The sequence below is a fragment of the Rhodococcus sp. SMB37 genome (assembly GCF_004345605.1).
Classification (GTDB): Bacteria; Actinomycetota; Actinomycetes; order Mycobacteriales; family Mycobacteriaceae; genus Rhodococcus.
The window spans coordinates 172,179-196,538 of record NZ_SLVY01000006.1; the positions used below are offsets into that span (position 1 = coordinate 172,179).

Consider the following 24,360-nt stretch of genomic DNA (forward strand, 5'->3'; position numbering starts at 1 on the left):
CCGGCCGCTGTTCCATCGTCGTCCTGGCCGCCGGCAGTGGAGTCATACAGCGCCAGCGCCAGCGCCGGCGTCTCGGCGAGGTGATCTCACCGAGAAACTCTGACGCACGTGCGGGATGCAACGCGGGCCCGGGTTCCGGTTTACACCTCGACGGCCCGTGCGGTGGCGGTGTCGATCAGGGCGGCCAGGGCACGGCCGAGCCGCTCCACCCGCTCGGCATCTGGGGTGCGCGGATCGATCAGATAGAGATCACGGCGCAGCTCAATCATCACCGACACCACGCGCGCGTCGCGACCGTAATACGCAGCGGTACATAACACCCGCCATACGGCGTGTTCTCGGCGATCTGGTCGACCTCGGCCAGGGACGCGAATGCGCCACGGGTGGCGTCTGCCAGCCAGTCGGGGGTGTGGACCGGGTCGGTGCCGATACACAGCGGGGGGCGCGGCGGCGGGGTCCTCGAATCCGGACGGCTTTTCCGGGTAGGAGTGCGGGTCGATGATCACCGCCCGCCCGCACACACGCAGCCGCTCCTCGACCGCGGCGGTGACCGCGTCGGTGTAGGGACGGAAATAGCCGTCGAGCAGGTGCTCGGCGTGCGGGTACGGCTCTGCACGCAGCGGCGTACCGGTGCAGGTGCGGGTGTAGACCGCGCCCCGACCGTATACGCCTGCCGGTTCCTCGGCGTCGGCGAACCGTTCGGGGTCGATCACCAGCCGCGATGCCGTGTTGACCACGGTCGTGGGCCTTAGGCCGGTGTGGCGCAGTGCTGTTGCTGCGATCTCGTCGGTGGCGGTGTCGGTGGCTTCGTCGAGTTCGGCGGCGAGGGCGACATCGGTGGGCAGCAGGTCCGCGCGCACCTCGGGCGGGATGATGCGGGAGGCATGCGGGACGTGGAGGAGCACCGGAGACCAGTCGTCCCCTGGCGTGACGAGTGCAGTGCTGGGCAGGTCTTTCCTTCTCGGGTTGTCCCGCTTCTCAGGTTGTCGCGGTGGTGGCCCCGCGGCGGCCCAGGCACACCGGTAGAGCCCGGGGACGGGAATTGTCCTCGAGATGAGGCAATTCACCAATCGGGCAGCGATCAGGCCAGCGCCGACGGGGTGCCGGAACGAACATAGGGCTCGCAGTGGCCCACGAAAGAACGAAGAGGGGCACCTCCACACCGCTGCGGGGGCCGAAGAACATGCTGGGCAGTCTAATCCGTCAGGCGCGGATCGGATCAGCGGAAGGAGCAAGCAACCTCAGCACCCTGCCCGCAGGACCAGTGGCCGACCAGAGGCTCTGTGAACTCATCGCAGCCCTGCGCGATGACAAGTCCTGCCGAGCTCGACATGTCCTGCGGTGCTACCCGAACATTCTCCGCAACCGCCCGTTCGCCGCGTCGAGGTCGAACACGCTCGGATCCACACGTTCCCCCGGTGTCAGACCGAGCCAGTCGCGCATGTCCTCATGCTCGTCCGCGGTCGGATCATTGACCGTCGCGACGAGGTGCGCCCACCCCCACGATCCCCCACAGTCCTCGGCGGGTGCCCTACCTCGTCCGGTCCTGCATACCGCGCGTGGAGCATCCGGGTCGATATCACCGATCGCTTCGACAACGATCTCATGGGTCCAGTTGTCGCCGAAGTCGTACTCGTAGGTCAGCGTCGCACCGACCTTCGGAAGTGCAGCCGCGATAGTGACGGTCTCCTCCGCCACGGTATCGCGACGGGTGAACACGACATCATCGGTCAACTGGTGTGCCGGTAGGTAGGTGCGGCCCGTCCGATTCCGTGTGCCGTCGGTGAACTGATGCAGATGGCTGTCGTCCCACTCGAAGCACGCCTGGATGATCTCGTGCAGGCAGCACAAAGGTAGTCCGCTGTCGACGATGATCCGCCGCCACACCGGCGGTTTCATATCGCACAGGGAGATCTTCAGTGTGTAGAGGCGACCCCGCTCGGGTTCGACGACCGCGTCCTCGCCGACGAGCACGGTGAGCGCGCGGTGCACCGCCGGTGCCAGCGGATCGGGGACCCGGTAGACGCCGCCGGTCGTGTCGAGGAACCCGTCGGCGACCCAGGTCTCGGCGCGGGTGTCCGCGACCAGGTCGATGAGACCGAGCAACCCGTCCGGGGCCGACTCGAACGCCGCCTGTCGCTCGTCCCGGTCGCACGGTACGGGCATGTCGCCCATTCCCATCATCAACACGACCGTGACCGCCTGGTCCAGCATCTCGAGGTAGGGGGTCAGGCGCGTGGTGCCGCGCGTGGACAGACTGGTGATCAGCCAGCCGGAGACGACCTCCCGGCACAAGGCGAGAAACGCGTCGGGGTCCTCGTCCGGATCGTGCCAGAGCGCTACGGCGGGACCGGGCACGGCGGCGGTGGAGCTACTCGTGAGAAGACCGGTGTCGTGTGCGACCGTCCACGCTTGCGACAGGCCCGCCACATCCCACATGGACCTCACGGACCGCGGCGGCACGTCGGGGGACGCCGCGGTGTCGTCGACGAGGGCGGCAGTGGTGGCGCCACGGGCTGCGGCGGTGACCGTGTGACCGAACAGCGCCGCCGCTTCCGGGACCGCGGCGAGCTTCAACGCACCGGTCGAGGTGACCGGTCGCGACGAACCGACCCAGTCGAGCAGTGCCGACATTCGCTGCACTGGTGGCAGCGCCGTCAGCGCAGCAACTTCGATGTCGGGGTCGACGGTGGGAACGGGCTGATCCCAGAACGTCTCCCCGGCCTCGTCGAGGTACGCGTCCACCGTCTCGATACAGTCCTCGAAGTCGTCCTCCGACCCCGTCCACAACCCCGACTCGCCGAGGAACAGGAGATAGGCCGCAACCTCGCCGGCGATCAGAAGCTGGTCGTGCCCGCCGCCCGGCACCGTCTCGAGCAGATGGTCGAGGTCCGAGGTGCGCCACGCGGTCGCCGAGAACCCGGTAGTGTCCTGAGCGAGGACGTCCACGGCCTGCCCGACACCGGCGACGTGCGCCGCGGCAATCTCCACCCCGGTGCTTATGTCGCTGTCGAGCAGCCACGCATGGAATGCGGGTATGAGCCGCTGGTAGTCGTCGACCGCGGTTCGGCGAGAGCGATCTGCGAGCGAGACCACCGTCGCGTGGTTCTTCTGCTGCCGCTTCTTGGCTTTCGCGGCGCGTTTCTGCCCGGCGGATGCTCTGTTCTTGTGGGACATGCGCGGCAGGAGAACCTTTCATCGGGCGACCGGCTTTGTGGAGCCCACCCTATGCTTTCCGGTCGACACGTGGGCACCTCGTGTCGGACACTGCTCGACAGAACCCGCCGAGCGAAAAGGTGCCGAACCTCGTGGACATCGTGATCGCACGCAACCCGGACCCCGACTCACGGTTGCCGTTCCTGCTGCGGCCGCCTCTGTCGGGACCTCATGGCGCACAAGGCTTCCGAAACCATCCCAGGAGTTGACCTCCCGCCGCGGGGTCGCACTGTCGCACGTCCGGAGTCGAATGCACCTCGACCACGCGGCGCGTGGCGGTCCGACAACGAATTCGGTCCCACGCTCTACGAAGATCTCGTAGAAGCTCTAGATCTCTGGCCAGGGGCATCGACCGCCCGAATCGGCGCTCGTGCTCCGACGGGCGCTTCACGGCCGCGGTTCCCGTCACCTCCGGTGGCGCAGATCCGGGCCTGACGCTGATCCGGACACCGTCGATCCAGGTCCTCTGGGAGGGCCATGGTCTCGCTCAGCCTCGCCGCACACGATCCTCAGGACCGGGGGCTGCGGTGATCGTGGCCTCCGGCGTGTCCTCGGGCGATACCGTGAGGTGTGGGCATCCGGCACGTCTCGCTCGACCTACCGTTCACCCTGTCCGCCGACGGGGCGATCAACGCAGCGGAAGCCGAACTACGTCACCGTGGCATCGCCGGATGGACACGACTGCATCTGCAGTCGACGTCCCCGACACACCAGGCCGGCATCAGCACATTCCGGTTCGCCTACTGGATACCCAACCGGGATCCGATCATCGACAGGGCACGCAGCGACACCGACACGACCCACACCGACCCCGACAGGTGACGACATACGGTAGCCACCGGCACGGCGTAACGCCTCACGCACCAGCCCGGGAGAGCATCACGTCACGACCTGCGGACTGCGAAAACCAGCTCTTGACCGACGTGAGCACAGCGGCGGAACCAAGGAAACACCTGCCGAGCACGTCGAACGTCAGCACGAACTGCCCCCTCTCCCCCCGTTCACTCACCCATCTGCCCCGGCCGGGCGCGCGGGCCCCCCACGAACCCTGCACCCCATCACCACACCCCGCACGCGCGAGTCGGGTCCCCCGACCACCAGCGGGCGGCACCGCCTCCGCCGGAAACCCCTCGACTCGACACCCGATCTTTCCGCCGGAAAGATGCCTGGATCTTTCCGGCGGAAAGATCCAGCGCAGACAAGCGTCGTCGTGTCCTCCGAAAACGGTGCACATGCACCCGGCACTCTTTCCATCAGAAACACACACCCTGCCCGCAGCCTCCCCCAGTTCCACCCGCACCGACGCTGCCCTCATCACCGACACCACCTCCTCACCCGCCGCTTCATCGACGACCTCGACGACCGCACCGGCGTCGACGCACGAGTTTCCGGCGGAAACCTTCGCCGGCGGTGACCCAGGCTCGCATTCGCGGAGCGGCACCGACGGACACACCCGCGGACATGTGCACACGAGACTCCCAGCCACCGACCATCCCGCACGTGCGCGTGTCGGGGCAGGAGCCGGGTCGGGCACTCCGACAGGCACACAGTGCAGTATCGTCCACGGCGGTCACCCACATACTTGTCGGGCGACCCTTGGTTCACCGCGACCCCCCGCGCGGTGAACCCGGCCCCGCCGCCCCGGTCCTCACCCCGGCGGCGGGGCCCCGCCGCCGGGGTGGGAGCCGCCGAACCGCAGGCTCCGAACGAGAAGCCCTCGACGTCGAGCAGCGGCCGGAGGTGCGCGCGCTGCTCCCTGGTGTGCGGTCCCCGGAGACGAGCTGCTACCACGTGGCGGCGGAAGAGCGCGTGCTGGAGCGAATATTGTTCACCGTCAACAGTAATGGTTCCAGAAACTCCTCGACGATCTCAGAGTTCTCGTCGACGTTCAGCCGGAAATATTCGTAGACCGCTCTTCCGGCTGGGGCGGCGCTGCGCGCAGCGCGGGCCCTCGAGGACACCCTTGACGTGGGTACGCGATCCGGCGACTCTGCTCACCGGTCGCCGGATCACCGACCGACGACGAAACACACACCTCCGCACGCGCCGCGGCGCCGCAGCGTGGTCGACGCGCTACGACGCGGCACGATCACCAACCCGCACCGGCAGGCCGTGGCCGAAAGGAGACCTGCAGTCTTTCCGGCGGAAAGACTCAGCGGTTCGTGACGCGATGAGTCTTTTCGCTGCACCCTCGCTCCGGTGCCCACGCACCCGGGTTCGAGGGCGAGGCCCGACGGAGGCGCTCACGGAACACAGAACTCCGCTGTGCGGCACGATCTTCGCCGGCAGGACGCGGGGTCGCCGTCAGCGGCGCGAGCAGGGCGCGTACCGCACTGCACCACGGTTTCGAAGGGACCTCGCCCCGCGATCGACACCATCGCACCTATTCTGCGAACCTGTCAGCTGCACGGCGCATGTCCACATGACGCAGTGGCAGCGTTTCTCGTCGCTGCCCGCGACCCCGGTCAGGATCAACAGCAATCACAGCTGCTGCAGGGATGAGGCGGGCCACGTACGGTTCGATCAGACGGTGGACCTGGACGCATGCACGTGCCGCGGCCCGCTGGACGCGACACTACAGGGGACGCAGGGAACATGGGCGAAATGCGTGAGTGTGCCAGCGGACGATGCACCGAGGGACACATACCATCACCCCACCAGCACGCCGACCGGAATCCAAATCTCCCCTCCAACTTTACTTTTCGAGATGGGTTCACCGTGCACGGTGATCGCGCCCACCGAATCGAAGATCCCTGGCGATGCGCTGATGCGCCCTGCTGTCCGTTCTTCGCCAGAGGTGAACCAGCGAGCGCATCTCGAAAACCGCCCGACCACACAGGCAGCGCGTCCGGCGGGCGCACTCGACCCCGGAGGATGACCGTTCCCGCCGCGCCGCTCAGGTCCCGCACTGCCTTTCGGGCTCCGGCCTCACCGGTGGTGTTGCCCGAGAGTCCCGTTGACCCACCGGGCAACCTGTCTTACCGCGTACCCGAACACCCATTGGACGTGATTGCGCTGCTGAGTGATTCCGCCCGCCAAGCAATGTCGAAGGCGTATCGACTGCCGCTTCCAGCCGGACAAAGATCGGCAATTATCTTCACCGAGGGAAGCGTCTCCCAGTGCTGTGCGCAACCCTGCGACGACACCACCCCAGCGGGGGCGTCGATGACGACGCTGTTCTCCCGCCGCCTCGGATGTTGGACTGCTCGACCAGAGTCGCGGTCGAGCGGCTCACGATGAACTGATCACCGCGGCGCAGGCACGCTCACTGATCATCCAGGTCGGCACGTTCACTGCCCTGGTGACGAGGAGGAATGCACCGACGACTCGTAATCCGAGAACAACGCGCGGTGGATGGTCTCGGTGGTGTCAGATCCGGCGGCCGAAATCTCTGCCGATGTCGCGCCAGGAGCATGCTGTCGATCACGTGGATCGAGGCGGCGGTCGCGTCCTCGGGTAGTGCGATGGTCCATGGGTAGAGGGTGGCCTTCCGCTCGCTACATGATGTTCTCGGATGCGATGATGTCATCTCCCAGCCTCGGGTCCTTCTCGACACGCGAGTCATATCTGCCTGCGGATCGCGCGTCTTCACCATCGCACTCTGACAAGAGTCTGTTCACGGCCGCCGGCCGCGATGCCGAGCGTCAGGCCGGTCAGCCGGGCGACCTCACCTCACGCCAAGGCACAGTGGGTCAGCGGCCGGTACTTACGCGGACGGTTCGGTGCAAGAGCCCTCTCGACCTCCGTCACTGCACTACGAATATTACGACTGATACGATAACCGTAGAGCGTAAGAAATGTATCGTACGAAGGAGTGGTCATGCCCAACGCGACAAGCTCCAGCAAAGCCCTGGGGCTTCGTAAGACACACACGGAAGCAACGTCGCATCGGTTCGCCGGCCGAACTGCCATGGTCACGAAAATTCGACATGGCACCACGAAGAAATGGGCTGCCCGGCCTCCCGACGGCAGCCCATTCAGAGCCCGTTCCCGCCCCCGCCCGCCGCACTACCCTGCCGCCACCAAGCAGGCGGTCGACGCAGCCACGAATCTGCTGGCATGGGAAAAAGAGATCAAGAATGTGGTCTCCTCCTTCGAAATCGCAACCCAGGACGTCGAAGGAGAGATAGGCCTGAACTTCGCGGTCACCTTCAACCTGCGGGAAACCGGACTGACCTTGCAGTGGCTCACCAAGACGTTCCGCAACGAACTGAAGACCGTCGAAGTACCTGCACTTCGCGATATTGTCATGCACGCAGCTTTCGACACCGCCAACACCGATGAGGTGGTCATCGAGCTGCTCTCGGCGCGTCGCCGAGCTCGCAATACCCTCGTCCACGGGGTCGACGTGCTGCATTCGGCCGTGGCCGAAACCGCCTCAATAGCCTGTGCAGGCGATCAGGGGAAGGATGCCACGGACCTTGACCAGCCCGACGCGGTCGAATTGGAGACCACGACCGGGAACCTGACCTATGAACTGCCCATTTCGCTGTCTCGCGATGCCATCTCGTCGATGCAGGTCTCCGAAATCCTCTCGCCCCAGGGCAAACCGAATCGAGCGCTGGCCAACAACAAGAGACGATCGCATCAGCTACTCGGACTCAAGGTCGGTAACCAGTACCGCTATCCGTTGTTCCAGTTCGATCGAGGACACAAGCGGATCCGCCCGACCGCCGAGTACGCCAACCGGGCGATGGAATGCGACCTCGACCCCTGGGGCACGCTCGACTGGTGGTTCACCGAGAATGCCTTCATCGGCGGAGAGCGGCCTGTGGACCGGCTCGAGCAGGGTCACCTGACCGAGGAGGACGTCGACCTGATGGTCGAGGCCGAGCAGCTGGGCATGGATTGATCGGTGGCCACGGAGCGATACAACGGGAGGCCCCCTCAGACACAGCGGATCCGCGCGGGGACCGAACTGCACCGGATCTCGAGCACATCGTCGGCGTACCCGCCGAACTCGTTCAATAGGAACGGTATCCGTGTCCTCGGCGATCCGCTCCAGGGCAGATTCGAGCCTATCGATACCTCACACGGCGGGTATCTGTACGTCGCGTTCTCGCTCGCCGGTGCGGTCGCGGAGGGCGTCCTGCGCGACATGACCATTCCCCGCAGCGGTATTTTGCGGCGCACGCGCCTCGCAGACAAGACCCACACGGTGATGCGTCTCGAACGCGACATCGTTGTTGCTTCACTGGTGGATGGGGATCTGCAATCGCTGAACCTGTCCGGAACCCTGGTCGGCTGCGACCGCGACGGATACAGCTGGTGTCGATCGACGTGCCATTCCATTCTCGACACCGCCCCGCACACAGACGGGGTGATCTATCGCTGCCGGAACAATCCGGCAGAGAAGGCCGTGATGCTGCTGGACCGCAACGACCTCGACTCTACCGGGCTGCAGGTCGTCAGTTCTCGCGAGGTGCTGTCCGACCCCGATACGCTCGAACAGGTGGGCAAAGTGCTCGACGAGGTCCATCACCTCAGGTACGTCGGTACCGGACGGGCACGACGTCTCTGACCCGGGATGCAACCGCTCATCGGATACGCCCACCGATTCGATCACCACACCCGGAGCAAGCGCAGACTGAACTACCGAGTCCATTCGATGCAGCGACGCACCGCTCCGCGGCTTCCGTTCATCAGACCCGGCCCAGATCCGCCTACGACGGACCGCAGGCCGGCAACGTCACAGCAGCGCGCCGATCGGGATGCATCTACGGCGGCCGCAGTCCGATCTGCCCGTGCCCGCCGTGCTCGATCTCGCCGCGGCCGTGCAGGCACGTGGGAGGGAGCGTGCGGCCGAGTCGCCCGTCAGGGGTGCTCGACAACATCGCGGACAACGTCCGCATCGACCCCGAAGTACTGATGGACGAGGGCGTTCCGGAAGCCGCGGATCTGCGGCCAGGCGATCTCAGGGTGCGCATCAGTGATCTCCGCCGGAAGGTGGTTCGCTGCCTCGCCGATGATCTGCAGGTTCCGTTCGATCGCATCCTCAGCCATCTCCAGGAGATCAGCGTCGCCGCTGTCGAGCGCGCCGACGTACCGCGTGCATCGGTCGATGGCGTGCAGGACGTCGGCGATGCGCTGACCGGCATCGCGGCTCACAGTGCGACCGCATCCTCGAGCGCCGACGCTGCAATCGGCCGCTTGAGCAGCTGGACCGGGAACACGTCGATGTCGTCGCGGCCGAAGAGTGCGCGGGTTTCTTCCATGAGCCCGGACGCCCGCATGAGCAGGTTTCCCTCTGCGGGATCCATCTCGACGAGGATGTCGATGTCGCTGTCGGCGTGCGCGGTGCCGCGGGCGACGGAGCCGAACAGCTTCGGGCTCGTCGCGGCGTACTTGACCAGTAGCTTCTGGAGGTCGTCGCGACGCGCGTCGATGAGCTCGTGCAGGGCGAGCGTCTCGGGCGTCACGGCGGGTTTCGTCATGTCCCCAGGATATCGGGGACGTGCCTGCGCTGGTCGACGGCGAACTATCGACACAGACCTGGTTCACGGCGTGTGCCCGATCCTCGACGACCAACCGCCAGCACCTCGCAGCTGCACGCCAGTTCGCCGCTGGCGGGTGACTGCTGCCGCCGCCACGCCCTGGCCTCTGCCCCGCGGGGCGTCGGCATCGTCCACGCGCGGAAAGACTACGGGCGCTTTCCCTGCCGGGTGGGAAAGATCCAGCGGATGTGGCGAACCCTCTGCCGAACCCACGCAATCCGATACGGCCTCGCCGACCTCGACACAGCAGCGATTCGCGACGGCCGCCCCCATGGACTCACCCAGGCGATCTCGCCGTGGATCAACACTCCCATCAACTCTGAGGGAGCATCGGTAGCGGGGATCCAGTTCGATTCTCGGCACGGCGACGACTCACGTCACACCACTGAGTTCTGCCCGCGTCGACGCCGATGACCGGACTCGATTGACCGGACTTGATGAAGCGACGCGCCTGCACACTCTGGGGTGGGGCGAGCATTGATCTGCTGCGCAGCGACAGCACGGCGTACCGACGGACAGTACCCTTGATGTGCACCGACACGGTCCGACAGGCGAAGGCGGGAGGTCGACAGTCATGCCCCTCAACAGCGAGAACATCAGTTGGGTCACCGGAGATTCCCCCCTCGCTCCCCCGCCGGCCAAAGCATCTGATCTGCGTCAGCAGATCCTCGACCGCCTCGACTCCGACTCGGAGATCCTCACCGGGAACTTGACTACCTACGCCCAGTTCGCGACCCTCGTCCCGGCCGATCCGGACTGGCCGTTCCTGGTGCGGGTCCTGCGCGAGTGCAGACTTGCTGCTGACCGACTCGCCAGCGACGCAGACATCGACGCATTCCACCTCGAACCGCCCTCGACCGGCCATCGCGGCTGGGACGCCATCCTCGCCGGCGTCGCAGAGATCACCGGCGTCGATCGAGTCAGCGACAGCAGGATCCTGCAGTGGTGCCGCAACAGCGACCGCTTCAGCCCCGACCTGTTCGACCCCCTGAACACCGGGAAGTACCGGTGGCTCGAGTACCTACGCACACCGATCCAGCTGCGCGAACGCAACATCATTCTCTCTGCCGGCAACCTCGAAGGAGTCTGATCCATCTGTGAACGACGTCGAACTCAATGCCGCCCGGATCCGCGAGCTTCTCGCCGAGCTCGATGCGCACCTGGCCAGCAAGGGAATCGAGGCGAAGGTGTTCATCGTCGGTGGCGCCGCGATGGCACTGGCCTACGATGCGCGCCGCACCACCATGGATATTGACGGTGTGTTCGTGCCTCGCGACGTCGTCCTTGACGCCGCAGCGAAGATCGCCGCCACGCATCGGCTGCCGAAGCATTGGCTCAGTGACGGCGTCGTGCAGTTGATGCCGTTGCACGATGATGATCATCCCCGGAGCGAGAAGATCGGCCGGTCCCTGACCATCGAAATCGCTTCACCGCGATACCTGTTGGCTATGAAGGCGATGTCGTCGCGGCAGTCGCAAGGGGACCTTGACGACGCCGCGGTGCTATGCAACGAGCTTGGCATCACGAAGGAATCGGGGGTCGAGGAAGTGGTCGCCCGCTACTTCGGCGGCGGTGCGGTCGGCGCGCAGGAGCTGTTCTTCGAGCGAATCATCGAGCGCGCCGTTCAATTGTGACCCGGTGCCGACCAAGCGGGTCTTCATTCCGCGGGGCGGACCGCGGTGGCCGGGCACCACTGATCGACGTCGAGGTGGCCGGGACCATTTCCTGTCGGGATCGTGAACGACACCCGGCAAACCCACCCGCCCGTACTGGTGCGTGCCCGGCGCGAGCAAGATGACCGACAGCCGCCGAGGCGATAACAAAGTTCCGATGCGGCTATTGAGACGTTCATCAGGCGCTCGCATCCGGCGTGTTCAGCAGCGCGGTTACGGGTGCCGCGACGGCGTTCCATTCAGTCCTGCCACTGTCGAGGGTTTCGCGACCTTGATCAGTGATCGAGTAGTACTTACGTGGCGGGCCGGATGGCGAGGGGCGTCGCTCGGAGCGCACCAGGCCTGCTTTCTCCAGTCGTGTCAGCAGCGGATAGGTAGACCCCTCAGCAATGAGAAGACCTTGGGCGCCAAGACGTTCGGTGAGTTCATATCCGTACACCGGTTGTCCGTCGTCGAGGAGTGTGAGCAGACAGATGTCGAGCACTCCACGCAGAATCAGGCTCCGCCGTTCAGCTACCATGTTGAACATGTTAGCTGACGTTGCTGCTGCCATATCGGTGGGCACCGCTATAACGGGTCCCGGCTGGAATGGCTGAGAAATAGGCGACCATGTAGGCCGAGCGGCAGCAGTGTGGATCGCCGCTGGCGTCGGTTGCGTAAGCTCTGACCTGGCTATCCGCCGATACTGAGGCTTTCTCACTCGGAAATGCGAGAAGTTGATGTAACCAGCGGTGCCGGAGTGTCACGAGAGTAGGACGTGGGGTCCATGCAGCAAGCTCGGTTTCGACCAAGATCCCGAACTGCCCCTACGAGGACCCCACGTGTTCACCTACTCTGCCATCTGCGACGTTCCCGAGGAAACCCTGCGGCACGTGACCTCGCTGTTGCAGGCACATCGCCGCCGACCCGGCACCCGATCCGATCGACGGGCCGGCACAGTCCGCACCCAGGCGAAGCTGGTCCTGCGGTGGTTCCGCGACGACGCGCCGCTACGGATCCTCGCCGGTGAGGCGGGCCTGCCGATCTCCACCTCGTACCGGTATCTGCACGAGGCGATCGCCGTGATCGCCGAACACGCCCCGGACCTGCACAACGTTCTCGATCGAGCCACGCAGGAAGGCTGGTCGCACATGACGTTGGACGGAACACTGATCGAGATCGACAGGGTCGCACAGCGAAACGACAAGGGTCATCACCTGTGGTATTCCGGCAAGCACAAGACGCAGGGCGGAAATGTGCAGGTCCTCGCCGACCCGTCCGGGTTTCCGGTGTGGTCGAGCCCGGTCGATCCGGGCAGTGTTCATGATCTGACTTCGGCGCGGAGTCACTGCTTGGGTGCGTTGTACAAGACCGCCGCCGATGGGGTACCGACTCTGGCCGACAAGGGCTACGAAGGTGCCGGAATCGGGGTGCACACACCGATCAAGGGCCGCGGTCTCGGGGTGGAGAACCGCAGCTACAACATGTTGTTGACCGCGGTTCGAGCGATCGGGGAACGTGCCAATGCCGAACTGAAACAACGGTGGAGGTGCTTACGTCGAATCCGTCTGTGTCCAAGTAGGATCGGGTCGATTGTGGCGGCGGCCATCGTTCTGTCGACTCTCCAGCGAGGCCGCTACTGAGAAAGCCTCACTGTCGTGACTACCACTGAAGCCCGGAATCCCTCGCACTGATTCGGAGGTGCCTCGTTCCCGCTGACCTTTGGTGGCTACGTTGCACCTGACCACCTGCCGCCCGGCCGGTGACGACCCCACCTCATCCGAGGAGCTGCCCGTTCATGCGTGCATCCCGCACCAGCTGTGCCGTCCTGGCGGTTGCGACCGCTACCGCCGTAGCGCTGACGTCCCACAAGGCGCGTTTCGACAGCGGACGGCTCCGCCAGGCGTAGAAGGTTCTCGGGGCGATCGAGCACCCGTGCTCGGTGAGCACACGGCAGATCGATGCGACCGAAGAACTCCTCGCGGTGTTCGGCGATGAATCGGCAGATCATTTGCGTGGCGGGTCGCACTCCCGCGCGAAGAAAGACGTTGCGGCTTTGAGTATTTCGATGATCTTCTGAGCTCCGCGTTCTTCCGGCGCAATGCCCGCAGTTCGATCTCCGCCTCGGACGCCGACGCCGTACGGGTGCCACCACCGGCCGCTTCGGCCTTGGGGCCCACACCCGTACGGCCTCCGTCTTCAGTGACATCCGTTCGGCGATTGTGCGGATCGCCTCGTATTCCGAGGCGTAGTCACCACGGTGTTCGAGGACCAGGCGCACGGCCTTCTCCCGTACCTCGGCTGGATAGACATTCGGCATAAGGATTACCTTCCCAAGAAGGAGGGTGTGCACCAAACCCGGGACGATTCATTGACGTACCCCGTCCGGGTCGACGAGCGGGCGACCGAAGGAAGGCCTCAGCGTCAGCGCGGGCGATGCGCTGTCCCCTATCTCAATTACCGCCAGGCGCCTCCGGCAAGGCGGCCGACTAACTCAGCAGATCGGGCCGAACAATGTTGGGGTGGAATGCGATAGCGTTTACGTGGCAAACGAAATCGGACCCGAGGGGAAGTAATGACACTGCAAGAAACGAGGACGAGCGCAGTGGGAGAGCAGCCCACTACGCAACCGCAGCACGCCACAGAACGCCCGGCGGAGGTTCCCCAGCGCCCGGGGCAGATGACAGTGGCGGGTGTCCTCGGATTGTTCACCGATGGCACTGCGCCGCTGCGGATTACAGCGTTCGATGGCAGTGGGGTGGGTCCGCAGGACGCTCCGGTCGGCATTCATGTCAAAAGCCGGCGGGCGCTGGCGTACCTGGTGCAGGCGCCCGGCGAGCTGGGTCTGACCCGGGCGTACGTGTCCGGGGATCTGAACCTGCTCGGTGCGCATCCCGGCGACCCGTATCCGCTACTCAAAGCGGCGATCGCGTTCCGTGAGGTCCGTCGTCCGTCGGCGGCCGAGTTGGTCGAGGCGGCAAGGGTATTGGGACGCGACGTCCTGCGACCGGTTGCGCCGCCTCCGCAGGAGCTGGTGCCCGGGTGGCGGCGGCGCCTGCACGGCCTCACGCACTCCAAGGCTCGCGATGCTGAGGTGATCCATCATCACTACGACGTCTCGAATGCGTTCTATGAGCGGATGCTCGGCCCCTCGATGACCTACACCTGCGGGGTCTACACGACGCCGGAGACGACCCTCGAGGATGCCCAGGACCGCAAGTACCAGCTGATCTTCGACAAGCTGGGACTGCGCGAGGGGGATCGGCTGCTCGACATCGGCTGCGGGTGGGGCGGTATGGCCAGGTACGCAGCCGCACGGGGCATCCGGGTCCTGGGTGTCACCCTCGCGGCCGAGCAGGTCGAATGGGCACGCCAGGCCACCGAGGACGCGGGATTGTCGGACCTGGTGGAGATCCGCCACTCCGACTACCGCGATGTGCCCGAAACCGGGTTCGACGCCATCACCAGCATCGGCATGACCGAGCACATCGGTGTCGGCCAGTACCCGACGTACTTCGGGTTCTTCCGCGACCATCTGACGCCGGGCGGCCGGATGATGGTCCACACCATCACCCGCGCCCGCAATGATGTGCGCGGCCGTGGCCGTGCACTCATGGACCGCTACGTGTTTCCTGATGGTGAGCTGACCGGTTCGGGGCGTCTGATCAGCGAAATCCAGAACATCGGGCTCGAGGTCGTGCACGAGGAGTGCCTACGGCCGCACTACGCATTCACGCTGCGGGACTGGGCGCGTAATCTGCGTGACCACTGGGACGAGGCGGTCGCGGAGGTTGGTGAAGGCACGGCCCGTGTGTGGGGCCTGATGCTGGCCGGTGGGCGGATCGGCATGGAACGCGGATACCTTCAACATCACCAGATTCTTGCGGTGAAGCCACTGGACGGAGGCGGGACCAGTCTCCCACTCGGCCAGTGGTGGACCCGCTAAAAGCGGAGGGAAGAACACAATGACACAGGTAGAGGCGTTTTACACAGCAGAAGAGCTGGTCGCGCTCGGGTACGCAGAGGAAGGGCTGCGGGAGGTGTTCGGCGACCCGGACACTACTGCTGCCGGCGAGGACCGCTGGTCACAAGAGACTGTCATCGCGATTGAGCGCGATGTCCTTGCTCCCGCTGCGCGCATCATCTTCGGCGCCTTCGCGCCGGACCTCGAAACCCGAGTGGGGATGATCGCGGGTGGTCTGAAGTTCGGGTGGCCACAGATGGAGCAGTTGATGGGGCGCGTGCAGGTACGCGCCGACGCCGACAGGGAGGGCGCCCTCAGCACACGCTGAGCCTTCACCACCCGGTGGGGGTCTCACGGACACAACCCAAAAGGTCTGGTCGAACTTCGTTCGACCAGACCTTTTGGGTATTCGTAGTTCAGGAAGCCTTACTCCCTACCGTGGTTCGGGGCACGGTACGTCAACGATGATTAGGTGTCGGACCGCCTTCCAGCGAGATGACTGTGGGATCCCGCCGACTTTCCCGCCACGCTCGCGATTCGTCCATGGCATCTCCCCAGGCGAGTTCGGCCTGCCATATGGCGATGAATAGCTCCCGCTCTTTCATCTGGTCGCGGTTGTACTGGTCCACCTCGTCCGGTGTCATGCAGTCCTCCGGCCAGGTCTCGCCCGGCTCCAGGTCCAGGGAGCTACGAACGTGCGGACGACTGGGTGAAAGCGGCTGAGGTTCGCAGAACGGGTCGTTCGGGTCCATCAGCGGCGTGCCCGCCTCCAGTTCCTGTATCCGCGCCGTCAACCGATCATCAACCGGAGCATCCTTGGGGATTAAGCCGTAGCCGGCGACACATCCCACCGCGATCGCCGCCGCACCCACCGCGATGCCTCCCCGTACAGCCCACTCGCGCCGAGTGGTCGTTTTCTGAGCCGTTTCCATGCCGTCCCCTTCGTTGCATCGTGCAGATACCGCCATCTTTACCACCCAGACATTATCTGCATATCGTGTAGATACACAGTAGTTTACATGGATTGAATGCAGATTTCTTGCTCATCAAACCCAGAAACCGAGGGGGTAAGCAGATCGTGGCGTTGTGCAAATTCAAACCACACCCGTATTAGAAGGAACCTGTCCGGCGCGGCCCCTGTAGGGGCCGCGCCGGACAGGAGAAATCGAACAGCCCTGCTGTCAGGACGCGAGCAGACGCTGCGCGACAGCGAGCTGGTCGGGAACCGGCTTCCCATCGGCGAGTGCTGCTGTGACGTCGCGGGGCGCGACATAGATGGCCTGCGCGAGCTCCATTCCGCCATCCTCCGTCGCTGTGATGCAGCGGCCCTTCGTCGACTTGGGGATCTCGGTGGGTCGCGGAGCGCCCTCAGGCTGCTCACCAAGGACTGCCGTGCCTGCCGCTCGTGTCAGCACCCTGAATGCGATCCGCTCCCCGGCGTTGTCACGGATGACTGTGGGAATGCTTTCGCTGGTCGGCTTCTGCGTGGTCAGAACGACAACGATCCCGGATGCGCGGCCTTTTTGGACGATCTGACGTACCCCCTTGGCAATGGATGAGGAAATCGTGCGCTCCTCCTTGTCCATGCCGGAGATGTCCAGCCAGGTCTGGCACTCGTCGATCACCACCACGACCGGATATATCTCCAGTTCCTCGCGCTTTTCCAGCGGGACGTCCCAGAAATTCGAGATACCGGTGCGCTTGTAGATCGCTTCCGCCCGGGTGACTCGTAGCTGATCGACCCGCTCAAGCGCATCGGCGAGCGGTCCGTCGATGTCGCCGCTGCGATCGAACGTCCTCGCGATCGGCCGCAGCGGTTCCAGGTCGAAACTCGCTTTTCCGTCGAAAATATGCAGCTCAGCACGCCCAGCCATGCCAGCGAAGACTGGCAGCATCGACGCCGTTTTGCCGGACCCTGGAGTGCCTCCGACCACTACCCCGGAGTTTCCGGACCAGGTAATCCATGCGGCCGCTCCCGCTTCTGTTTGTCCCAGGTACGAGCGGCCGGTGACCGCGTCGTACGACACCGGACGTCCCTTGACCAGCGCGGTCGGCATCTCCGGTGCAGTTGCGTCGTGGGTCGCCACGACGACGCGGCGGCCCCGCTGCTCCACAGTCAGGGTGGTCAGACCCAGCTCGACACCGAGGACACCCAATGCGGACTGCCAGGTGGCGATCGACTGCCCGGGCAGCGGAGTGAACTCGAGTTCAATCCCGTCGGTGACCTCCGCGATCGCGGCGAGCGTCGGCAGCTGCTCGGACACCACTTTGGTGGTCGAGCCGTCCCGGTTTTTCCTGGTCGAAGTTGTTTTCACACCCAAGCCGGCAGTCCGGAGCAGTTCGGTCACCGGGCGGTGGCCACGGGTGAGGATCGACCGTACGAGCGGATATTGCTGAGTCAGATCAGCAGCAATGGTGCGCCACTCGGTCACCGCAGCCTCGGTCTCGGCCTTCGCCTTCGCTGCTGCCTCTGCGGCTATGTCCGCGGCGCGCACAGCGGCAGCGTCGGCCGGTGACATGCGGCGCAGGACAGCCTCCCGTGCTGCGTGCTGACGCTCCTGCGGCGACATTGCAGCCAGCCGCGAATGGGCCTGCACGCGTGCCCGTGCGAGAGTGTGAGCGGTAGATCCCGGCTGCCCGACCTCTTCTGCCTTGTCTGCGATCGCCGCAAACCGGCCGCGCAGATCCCGGGCGAGCGCCTTCCACGGGTCGGCCAGGTCGGGATGCGAGGTCGCCAGCCGGGCGGCGAGACCAGCCACTTCATCGACCACCGACTGTGCCTGCGCGATCGCCGGACGCAGCGCCTGGCTCAGCAGGCACGCCGCCGATTGTGAGGTGGACTCCGCAAGGTGTGGCTCGGCGAACAGCGGTGCCCAGTCGGCCTCGATGACCGAGAGCCAGGCCATCGACACGGCGTCCACTCGCGATTCGAGCTTGTCGAGCAGCGGGGAAGCGATCTGCTCGCACGCTGCATGAGCAGCTTCCGATGCCTGCTCCGGTGCCGTGAGCAGCCGCGATTCGAGCGCCTGGAGCGTCGCGGTCAGATCGCCGCCGAGATCGGACCAGCCGCCGGCCACACGCATCGGAGAATCGGGATCGAACGCATCCTGGTGCGCGGTCGTCAGACGCACTGACCAGTCCACGGCCGGAGTCGCCGGAGCCGGTTCGGGCTCAGGTGGCAGGTCCTCGACCTGCCAGTCGAGCTCCGGTTCCGGCGCGGCTGTGGGTCGCACGGGCTCGACCTGCGGTTCCGGCTCTGTACTGGGCTCCATCGCAGGCACAGGTTCGGGCGTCGGTTCGGGCGCTCGCTGCTTCTGGATTTGCGCCCGGCGTGCCTGCAGCGCAGCGAGGAAGTCGTCATTCTTAGCCACGGTCGGCCTCCTGCCGGACAGCCACCTTCCACCGGCCTGCTTCGGCGGGCTTCAGGGTGGCAGGGCGCGTTGCTCGGTGCGAGCGCAACTCGATCGGGGAATCCGGGATCGGAGGACCTGGCACTTCCTCGGCCGGATAGTGCTCGATCCGATCGTTGGTCAGGATTCGAATGACTCGCGCTGACCGATCTACACGCTCGGTTTTCAGCACCCGGTTGATTCGCAAGCTGGTCAGCAGCTGGTCCGCCACACTCGACAGCACCGCCTGATGCGCCTTCGGTCCCAGCAGCTCCCACTCGATGATCACCGAGTCCGTGTCTCCGACCATGCGCTGGTACATGACCGGCAGGCACCCCGTGTAGGACCGCTCCGGCGGACCATTGAGGACCAACTCCCAGAACCCTTGGGCGGGCGGTTCCGTCCACCGGAGGATGCCCACCTGCCCCGCGAGCTGACGCAACCCCTCCAGCCCCAGAGCATCCACCTCACCAAATGCAGTCCTCACGGCTTCCCCGCCTCCCGCAGCACCTTGCCGACCCACCACGGGGACATGCCCACGACCACCGCCAGCTCCTCATGCGTGTACACGCCCGCCAGCACCATGACGATCTCCCGACGCACCTTGGTCGTCGCCTCATCCATCACTACGAACAGCTCAGCGGTCTGCGCCGCCACGTCCATCGAGAACGGCGCCGCCGGGTCCACCGAGTCGAGCAGCGCGGCCGACCGCTCTTTCAGCTCCTGCGCTGTCTTCGCGATCGCCGCCTGCGCGGCTACCCGACCCATCGCGATCTCCTCTGGACTACGCGCTCGATACCGCCCCATGCCAACCACTACCCTTCCGTTGCAGCGTGCAGATACAGCTTTCACGCCTTCCCGCTTATATCTGTATTTAGTATAGATAGACCCCTTTTTAATTGGGTGAATTACAGATTTTTGCCCGCAACACCCCCGCTTTCAGGATCCTGATGTGTGAGGGGGATGTGCAGATTCCGACCGGCTCCCTATTAGAAAGAAGGACGGCGCCCGAGCCTGTCACTCAGGGCGTGTCATGTCGTGTCCATCCAGTCCGGCGCGGCGCAGCACGTAGGCGATGGTCTCGGGAGTCGGCGCAGCCCGCATCACCACCGCGGTCGTGCATTGCCCCCCGTTCGTCCAGACGCGGCCGAGTCCGTGCGGTGCGAGGTTGCTGTCCGCCCGGTACAGAGCGTCACGGCCGAACTCGGCGGCGACGTCCTCCCACTCGCCAGTCAAGGTGAGAGCGTCTCCGTCGCGGGTGACGAGGTGCCACTGCTGCGCGCTCACGCCCGACCTCGAAGTACGCGGCGAACCCTGCCAGGAAGCCGGTCTCGTAGGTGTCGACGTCGGCCTGCCCCGGCGTCGCCGTGAACCACGTCCCGGCGTCGTCGGCGCTGGTGGCATCGTCTTCGCGTTCACGCTCGACTGCCTCGGCGTACCCGGCGGCGCGGCCCTGCTCGTAGGCGTCCGTGCCGGGCGTTCGACGTCCAGCGGTCAGCGGCAGCATGTCCAGATGCCCGACATGCCATGTGACCTGGCGGAGCGGCTCCTCGGAGCGGCGCAGGAGGTCGCGCACATCGGCGAGCGCATCGACCCAGGGCGAGGGCTTCGGATTCGTTGCGAGCAGGCCCCTGGGGAAACGTCGATGCTTCAGAGCGTCCACGGATCAGGTCTCAATCGGTCGTTTCTGACACCGGGACCGACGCCGGGATCGACGCCGGAGCCGTAGGTGATGAAACGACTGTCCCCGGCGCCGGCAACAGAAGCCGGGCGCCCGGGGACAGTGGCCTGCACTACGCCACAGGCTGGGCGATGCTGTCGACTTCCGTTGCCAGAGCGGACTCATCCAGGTCCGGCAGCGGCGGGATCGTGAAGCCTGCCGCCAGAGCAGCCGCCTCGGCCTTCTTGTACCGGCGCAACGCGGTGGAGGCAGCCTTGGCGCCCGTTGCGGCGGCGAGGTCAGCGAACGGCATACCGGGGTCGCCGATCTTCACTCGCGCCGTTTCTTTGACGATCAGGTCGGGGTCGGCCTGGTCGAGAAACCGGAGGAGGTCATCGACTGTCAGCACCTCATTGCGCGCGCTGACCTCGCACGTTGCCGGTGCCGGCGCAGCAGGAGCAACGTCGTGCGCAACGCGGGCCCGTGTTGCACCGGCCTGCGAAGGGTGCGGGCGCACGACGTCGGCCCCGTCGGCCGACGTTGCTGCAACGGACACTTTGAAGTCGGCGTAGGCGTCACCGATGGCCTTGATGACCAATCCGACCCCGTGGGGCCAGGCCAGGACCAGCAGCGGCGGAATGACGGAGATCGAGACGGCGAGCCTCGGGTCCAATGGGACGAATCCGAGGTCGGCGCCCGCCCCGATCTCACGGAGAGCCGTGGTCGCGGCATGGTAGGCGTGGTACCCGTTACTCCAAACGGACACAGCGATCACAGCGCACGCGAGGAAGACGAAGAAGTTTCGCCCTGCCGCGTTGCCGTCGATCTTGTTCAGGACCACGACGCAGACAGTGGAGACGAAAATCGTCGTATCGACGATGGCGGGGATGATCCACGCGAGATCGGGCGGCAGCATCGCCGTGTGCGCGAGGTCCCGCTGCACAGCGAAACTGACCGCGAACGCGCCCACTGTGATGGCGAGCGCGGCGAAGATGGCGAGGAACATCGCGCTGACCAGGCCGTAGAGCCGGACCTGTGCTGCGCGGACGTTAAGGTCGGTCATGATCGGGTGTCCTTTCAGTGGTCCCGGTCGCCGAGGCCCTGCCGGATACCAGCCGGTGGGGCCTCTCTCTGTATGTGGATGAAGGCGGACGCACTACTCGCCCCGACGCTCCTCAGCGATCTGCCGGTGCGCTTCCTGCACCAAGTCGTCGAATAGAAGCTGGTCAGCTGCCTTTTCGGCCGCCGCAACTCGCGCTTGCTCCGCCTCCTGGGCTGCGGCAGCCATCTGGGCGTCCCGAGCAGCCTGCTCGGCCGCAGCGCGCTCGAGCGTTAGCTGGTCGGCACGCTCCTGTTCGGCCACAGCCTGCTGCTCGACAGCTGCCCGTTCTGTCGCAGCATTCGCCCCCATGGTGGCCTTTTCGATCAACCAAAAGGTCACCGCCCAGATAAAGATCCCGAAGGGAATCCACTCTTTGCCAGCATTCAGCGCCAGCAGCACAGTCGCCACCAGTGTGATGAATCCGGACACCTTCAAGATCCGGGATACAGGCCAAGGCTTTTCCTGTGTCACGTCGTCCTCCCCTTCGTTAGTCGTGCTGATACGACTCTCAACCATCGATTTTATCTGCATCTTTTGCATATAAAGCCGAATTTATATGTACGGTTTGCATATATATCACCCCTGTGGCGCTCACCCGGGACGCGAACGAGGAAACGTCCGCCTTCGCCGGCGGGAACGTGAAGCTGAGAACGGGGTCCGCTCAGGCAACTCGCCCCGCGGCGCGGGCCAGTTCGACCATGGCCCGATGCTTTGCGTCACGCCGTGCCGCCTGAATCGCGTCGACGATGTCGTCTACGGTCTCACCCGCGTCAATACCGTCCGCCACGGCGGACCGTTCACGCTCCCGAATCCCCCCAAGCTTCGTAGCGACCTTGCGGGCAATGTGTCCGCGACGCTGCGCCTCGACCTCGGCGGCGCGGGGTGCTTCGTAGGCCTCGACCAGGGCGGCGACCTCGGCGCGGTCGGCCTCGAGGTCCGCGGGTGCGGGGAAAACTGCGGGGTCACTGGTCCAGGTCCATCGGCGGGCGGTGCCCTCGACCAGCTCGACCTCGACGACCGCCGAGGGTGTGTAGCCGCCCCCGCGGGCCTCGACAGTCTCGGGGGCCACCTGGGTAGCACCCGAGGGAGCCTCGGCCGCGATGCGGCGGATCAGAACACCGGCGTAGTCCATGCCATCCCAGCGGCCTCCGGCGCCATCGCCTGCTCGGCAGGCCTTAATCCACGCGCCCAGAGTCTTGTCCCAGCTGGCAGCCCGCTTGCCGTAGTCGTACGACCACTCGCGCATCGCCTGGACGGCCGCTTCGAGGTTCACACCGGCCTCGGCCGCGATGCGGCGGTGGGTCTCGGCCGGCATCCAATCGGAAGACATCTTCTCGGGCCGACGCGCTTGCGCGCCGGTAGAGCTTCTATCTCTTGAATTGGACTGGTGGTTAAGGGACTGGTACCCCGTCATAGCTCTGACGGGTGGTGTGGCCTCGATTGACGGGTGATGTGGGGTCGTTTGACGGGTGATGCCGTCGCCATCCTCGCTATCACCCGTCATCTGGGTGACGGGTGATGTTGCCTCGACGGGCGCGGGCATCGTCAGGCGCCAGACGCTCGCGGCCTTGACGACCTCGCCGCCGGTCTTGCGTCGGCCGCCCTTTTTGGTCTGCAGGATGTAGCCGAGCTTCCGACCGGCCCGTAGGGCGCGCTCGACGCTTGAGAGTGAGATGTGGTCGCCGCCCGGGCCGGTGGCCAGGTGCGCGGCGATGCGCTCGTTGCCGGGGTGGGCGTTGGTGCCATCAGGGTTGGCGTAGGACTCCAGCTCGAGCAGGACACGGCGGTCGGCCTCGGTGAGCCTGTAGTCGCGATTCAATGCCCGGCGCCAGGCGTAGCGGATCGAATCGGGGGTCTGATGGGTCTCGGTCACGGTTCGGGTCCTTCCCCCGTCCGTGCACCCCTGCCACTGCAATCACATCGGGAACGACACGGCCGCCAAGTGGCGCTTGTGTCATCCGAGGCCTGTAAGCTATCCACTGAATGGGCGGATGGCCTGCAGCTCGTAAGGGCGCAGCATCTGAATTTCGGAACCCCCCGGCTGTGGCGGCTGGGGGGTTTCTGCTTGACAGGGTGTGGCGTCCCCCTGGCCCGCAGACCAGTCGATCATATCCGGGCGGATCGACACCGGCGGACGACGCGCCGCTCTATCAAATCGGGCGACTTCCCAAGTGGCCGAACACTTCCCTTAGATGGATGACATCATCCATCTAAGGGAGGTGTTCGGCCTATATGGGGATAGCGACAGTGTGGCTGGGCTCTGAACCCAGCAGCGCAGTCGTGGTCATGTGGGGCGGAGTGTGCGGTCAGGACGCCGGTCCGCACACCGATTGCACAGAGTCTTGCACCAGCGAGAATCGGTACGCAGCCGCACTTCGACGTCGGTATTGCCGCATTCCTCGCAGGTGTGCTCTGCGGCGGTCTCCGCAGCCTCGACAAGATCGTTCATCGGTCCTCGAAGCTCGTCGATGTCGGTGCGAAAGTGCTATCTCAGTCCCCCGAACTTCTCTTTGACCCGCAGCACTTGATACTCCGGATCGAGGGCTGCAAGCTCCTCGTCGAGTCGGGCGATAATTGGGTACCAGCCCTTGTCCGTCGAGATCCGGCGTCCCCGCCCATCGGGGATTCGCAGCAGGATCCGCCGCAACCTATCGGTGTATTCGCCGGCGTCCTCCCGCGTTGGGGGCTGCTCATGACCTGCCATATCTGCCAGTATCCCCTCGCTCCTGGAATCAGATCAGATCCCACCGCGGCACCAAGGAAGGGAGGCGCCGAGCGTGGGGCGCACCAACACTCGACCACCTAACGCTTCCATCTAGCGTCTCGAGTTGTCACCGCTGACCGCCACAATGGGCGCGATGCCGTTCGATTCGCCAGCACTTC

The 24,360-nt window shown here is 65.3% G+C and carries 24 protein-coding genes; 9 read left to right on the top strand and 15 right to left on the bottom strand.

What is annotated here, in order from left to right; genetic code table 11:
• Positions 1 to 140 precede the first annotated feature (140 nt).
• Together EV641_RS12260 and EV641_RS12265 are read right to left on the bottom strand one after the other, a co-directional pair.
• A complete protein-coding gene (locus EV641_RS12260) occupies positions 141 to 905 on the bottom strand; it encodes an N-formylglutamate amidohydrolase (RefSeq protein ID WP_158289160.1) in 765 nt (254 codons plus the stop codon).
• A 439-nt stretch (positions 906 to 1,344) separates the two neighbouring features.
• Positions 1,345 to 3,177 carry a plasmid pRiA4b ORF-3 family protein gene (locus EV641_RS12265; RefSeq protein WP_132472017.1) on the bottom strand — a complete coding sequence of 611 codons (1,833 nt, stop codon included), beginning with the start codon at positions 3,175 to 3,177 and terminating at the stop codon, positions 1,345 to 1,347.
• A gap of 609 nt (positions 3,178 to 3,786) precedes the next feature.
• Here EV641_RS12265 and EV641_RS12270 point away from each other — a divergent pair.
• The 3 genes from EV641_RS12270 (at position 3,787) to EV641_RS12280 (ending at position 8,737) form a co-directional block, all read left to right on the top strand.
• Complete coding sequence (locus EV641_RS12270; protein ID WP_132472018.1) at positions 3,787 to 4,038, top strand: hypothetical protein; 252 nt, start codon at positions 3,787 to 3,789, stop codon at positions 4,036 to 4,038.
• A 2,998-nt stretch (positions 4,039 to 7,036) separates the two neighbouring features.
• Positions 7,037 to 8,068 carry a hypothetical protein gene (locus EV641_RS12275; protein WP_132472019.1) on the top strand — a complete coding sequence of 344 codons (1,032 nt, stop codon included), beginning with the start codon at positions 7,037 to 7,039 and terminating at the stop codon, positions 8,066 to 8,068.
• A gap of 3 nt (positions 8,069 to 8,071) precedes the next feature.
• Positions 8,072 to 8,737, top strand: coding sequence for an RES family NAD+ phosphorylase (locus EV641_RS12280; protein WP_241997136.1), 666 nt, complete (start codon positions 8,072 to 8,074; stop codon positions 8,735 to 8,737).
• Between the two features lie 293 nt (positions 8,738 to 9,030).
• Here EV641_RS12280 and EV641_RS12285 read toward each other — a convergent pair whose 3' ends face one another.
• Both EV641_RS12285 and EV641_RS12290 read right to left on the bottom strand, forming a co-directional pair.
• The gene (locus EV641_RS12285; RefSeq protein WP_132472020.1) at positions 9,031 to 9,324 is read right to left on the bottom strand and encodes a HepT-like ribonuclease domain-containing protein; all 294 of its coding nucleotides are present in this window, start codon (positions 9,322 to 9,324) and stop codon (positions 9,031 to 9,033) included.
• Entirely contained in the window at positions 9,321 to 9,650 is a 330-nt protein-coding gene (locus EV641_RS12290) for a nucleotidyltransferase domain-containing protein (RefSeq protein WP_132472021.1), read from the bottom strand. The genes EV641_RS12285 and EV641_RS12290 overlap by 4 nt, the downstream gene beginning before the upstream one ends.
• A gap of 634 nt (positions 9,651 to 10,284) precedes the next feature.
• Between EV641_RS12290 and EV641_RS12300 the strand changes: the two genes are divergently transcribed.
• Both EV641_RS12300 and EV641_RS12305 read left to right on the top strand, forming a co-directional pair.
• Complete coding sequence (locus tag EV641_RS12300) at positions 10,285 to 10,800, top strand: hypothetical protein (RefSeq protein ID WP_241997138.1); 516 nt, start codon at positions 10,285 to 10,287, stop codon at positions 10,798 to 10,800.
• A gap of 7 nt (positions 10,801 to 10,807) precedes the next feature.
• Positions 10,808 to 11,344, top strand: a complete 537-nt coding sequence (locus EV641_RS12305) for a DUF6036 family nucleotidyltransferase (protein WP_132472022.1) — start codon at positions 10,808 to 10,810, stop codon at positions 11,342 to 11,344.
• Between the two features lie 217 nt (positions 11,345 to 11,561).
• Here the strand turns inward: EV641_RS12305 and EV641_RS12315 are convergent, their stop codons facing one another.
• The gene (locus tag EV641_RS12315; RefSeq protein ID WP_132472024.1) at positions 11,562 to 11,903 is read right to left on the bottom strand and encodes a PadR family transcriptional regulator; all 342 of its coding nucleotides are present in this window, start codon (positions 11,901 to 11,903) and stop codon (positions 11,562 to 11,564) included.
• Between the two features lie 301 nt (positions 11,904 to 12,204).
• Between EV641_RS12315 and EV641_RS12320 the strand changes: the two genes are divergently transcribed.
• The 4 genes from EV641_RS12320 (at position 12,205) to EV641_RS12330 (ending at position 15,654) form a co-directional block, all read left to right on the top strand.
• The gene (locus EV641_RS12320; protein ID WP_132472025.1) at positions 12,205 to 13,005 is read left to right on the top strand and encodes a transposase family protein; all 801 of its coding nucleotides are present in this window, start codon (positions 12,205 to 12,207) and stop codon (positions 13,003 to 13,005) included.
• A 299-nt stretch (positions 13,006 to 13,304) separates the two neighbouring features.
• A complete protein-coding gene (locus tag EV641_RS29230) occupies positions 13,305 to 13,442 on the top strand; it encodes a hypothetical protein (RefSeq protein ID WP_158289161.1) in 138 nt (45 codons plus the stop codon).
• Between the two features lie 600 nt (positions 13,443 to 14,042).
• On the top strand, positions 14,043 to 15,308 hold the full coding sequence (locus tag EV641_RS12325; protein ID WP_132472163.1) for a class I SAM-dependent methyltransferase: 1,266 nt from the start codon (positions 14,043 to 14,045) through the stop codon (positions 15,306 to 15,308).
• Positions 15,309 to 15,327: 19 nt separating this feature from the next.
• A complete protein-coding gene (locus EV641_RS12330) occupies positions 15,328 to 15,654 on the top strand; it encodes a hypothetical protein (protein WP_132472026.1) in 327 nt (108 codons plus the stop codon).
• 130 nt (positions 15,655 to 15,784) lie between these two features.
• On the opposite strand, the gene EV641_RS12335 is transcribed toward EV641_RS12330, so the two are convergent.
• The 10 genes from EV641_RS12335 to EV641_RS12380 all read right to left on the bottom strand — a co-directional run bounded on the left by EV641_RS12335 (position 15,785) and on the right by EV641_RS12380 (position 24,181).
• On the bottom strand, positions 15,785 to 16,258 hold the full coding sequence (locus EV641_RS12335; RefSeq protein ID WP_132472027.1) for a hypothetical protein: 474 nt from the start codon (positions 16,256 to 16,258) through the stop codon (positions 15,785 to 15,787).
• Positions 16,259 to 16,507: 249 nt separating this feature from the next.
• The gene (locus tag EV641_RS12340) at positions 16,508 to 18,697 is read right to left on the bottom strand and encodes a hypothetical protein (protein WP_132472028.1); all 2,190 of its coding nucleotides are present in this window, start codon (positions 18,695 to 18,697) and stop codon (positions 16,508 to 16,510) included.
• Positions 18,690 to 19,202 (bottom strand): hypothetical protein, encoded by a 513-nt coding sequence (locus EV641_RS12345; protein ID WP_132472029.1) that lies wholly within the window; start codon positions 19,200 to 19,202, stop codon positions 18,690 to 18,692. Before EV641_RS12345 ends, EV641_RS12340 begins: the two co-directional genes overlap by 8 nt.
• A complete protein-coding gene (locus tag EV641_RS12350) occupies positions 19,199 to 19,483 on the bottom strand; it encodes a hypothetical protein (protein WP_132472030.1) in 285 nt (94 codons plus the stop codon). Before EV641_RS12350 ends, EV641_RS12345 begins: the two co-directional genes overlap by 4 nt.
• 249 nt (positions 19,484 to 19,732) lie before the next feature.
• Complete coding sequence (locus EV641_RS12355; RefSeq protein WP_132472031.1) at positions 19,733 to 19,951, bottom strand: hypothetical protein; 219 nt, start codon at positions 19,949 to 19,951, stop codon at positions 19,733 to 19,735.
• Positions 19,908 to 20,378: a hypothetical protein gene (locus tag EV641_RS29470; RefSeq protein WP_199233229.1), complete on the bottom strand. Its 471-nt coding sequence runs from the start codon at positions 20,376 to 20,378 to the stop codon at positions 19,908 to 19,910. The genes EV641_RS12355 and EV641_RS29470 overlap by 44 nt, the downstream gene beginning before the upstream one ends.
• Before the next feature lie 130 nt (positions 20,379 to 20,508).
• Entirely contained in the window at positions 20,509 to 21,438 is a 930-nt protein-coding gene (locus EV641_RS12365; protein ID WP_132472032.1) for a DUF2637 domain-containing protein, read from the bottom strand.
• 93 nt (positions 21,439 to 21,531) lie between these two features.
• Positions 21,532 to 22,017 carry a hypothetical protein gene (locus EV641_RS12370; RefSeq protein WP_132472033.1) on the bottom strand — a complete coding sequence of 162 codons (486 nt, stop codon included), beginning with the start codon at positions 22,015 to 22,017 and terminating at the stop codon, positions 21,532 to 21,534.
• 121 nt (positions 22,018 to 22,138) lie between these two features.
• Positions 22,139 to 23,350: a helix-turn-helix domain-containing protein gene (locus tag EV641_RS12375; RefSeq protein ID WP_132472034.1), complete on the bottom strand. Its 1,212-nt coding sequence runs from the start codon at positions 23,348 to 23,350 to the stop codon at positions 22,139 to 22,141.
• 612 nt (positions 23,351 to 23,962) lie between these two features.
• Positions 23,963 to 24,181 (bottom strand): hypothetical protein, encoded by a 219-nt coding sequence (locus EV641_RS12380; RefSeq protein ID WP_132472035.1) that lies wholly within the window; start codon positions 24,179 to 24,181, stop codon positions 23,963 to 23,965.
• Positions 24,182 to 24,360: the final 179 nt, after the last annotated feature.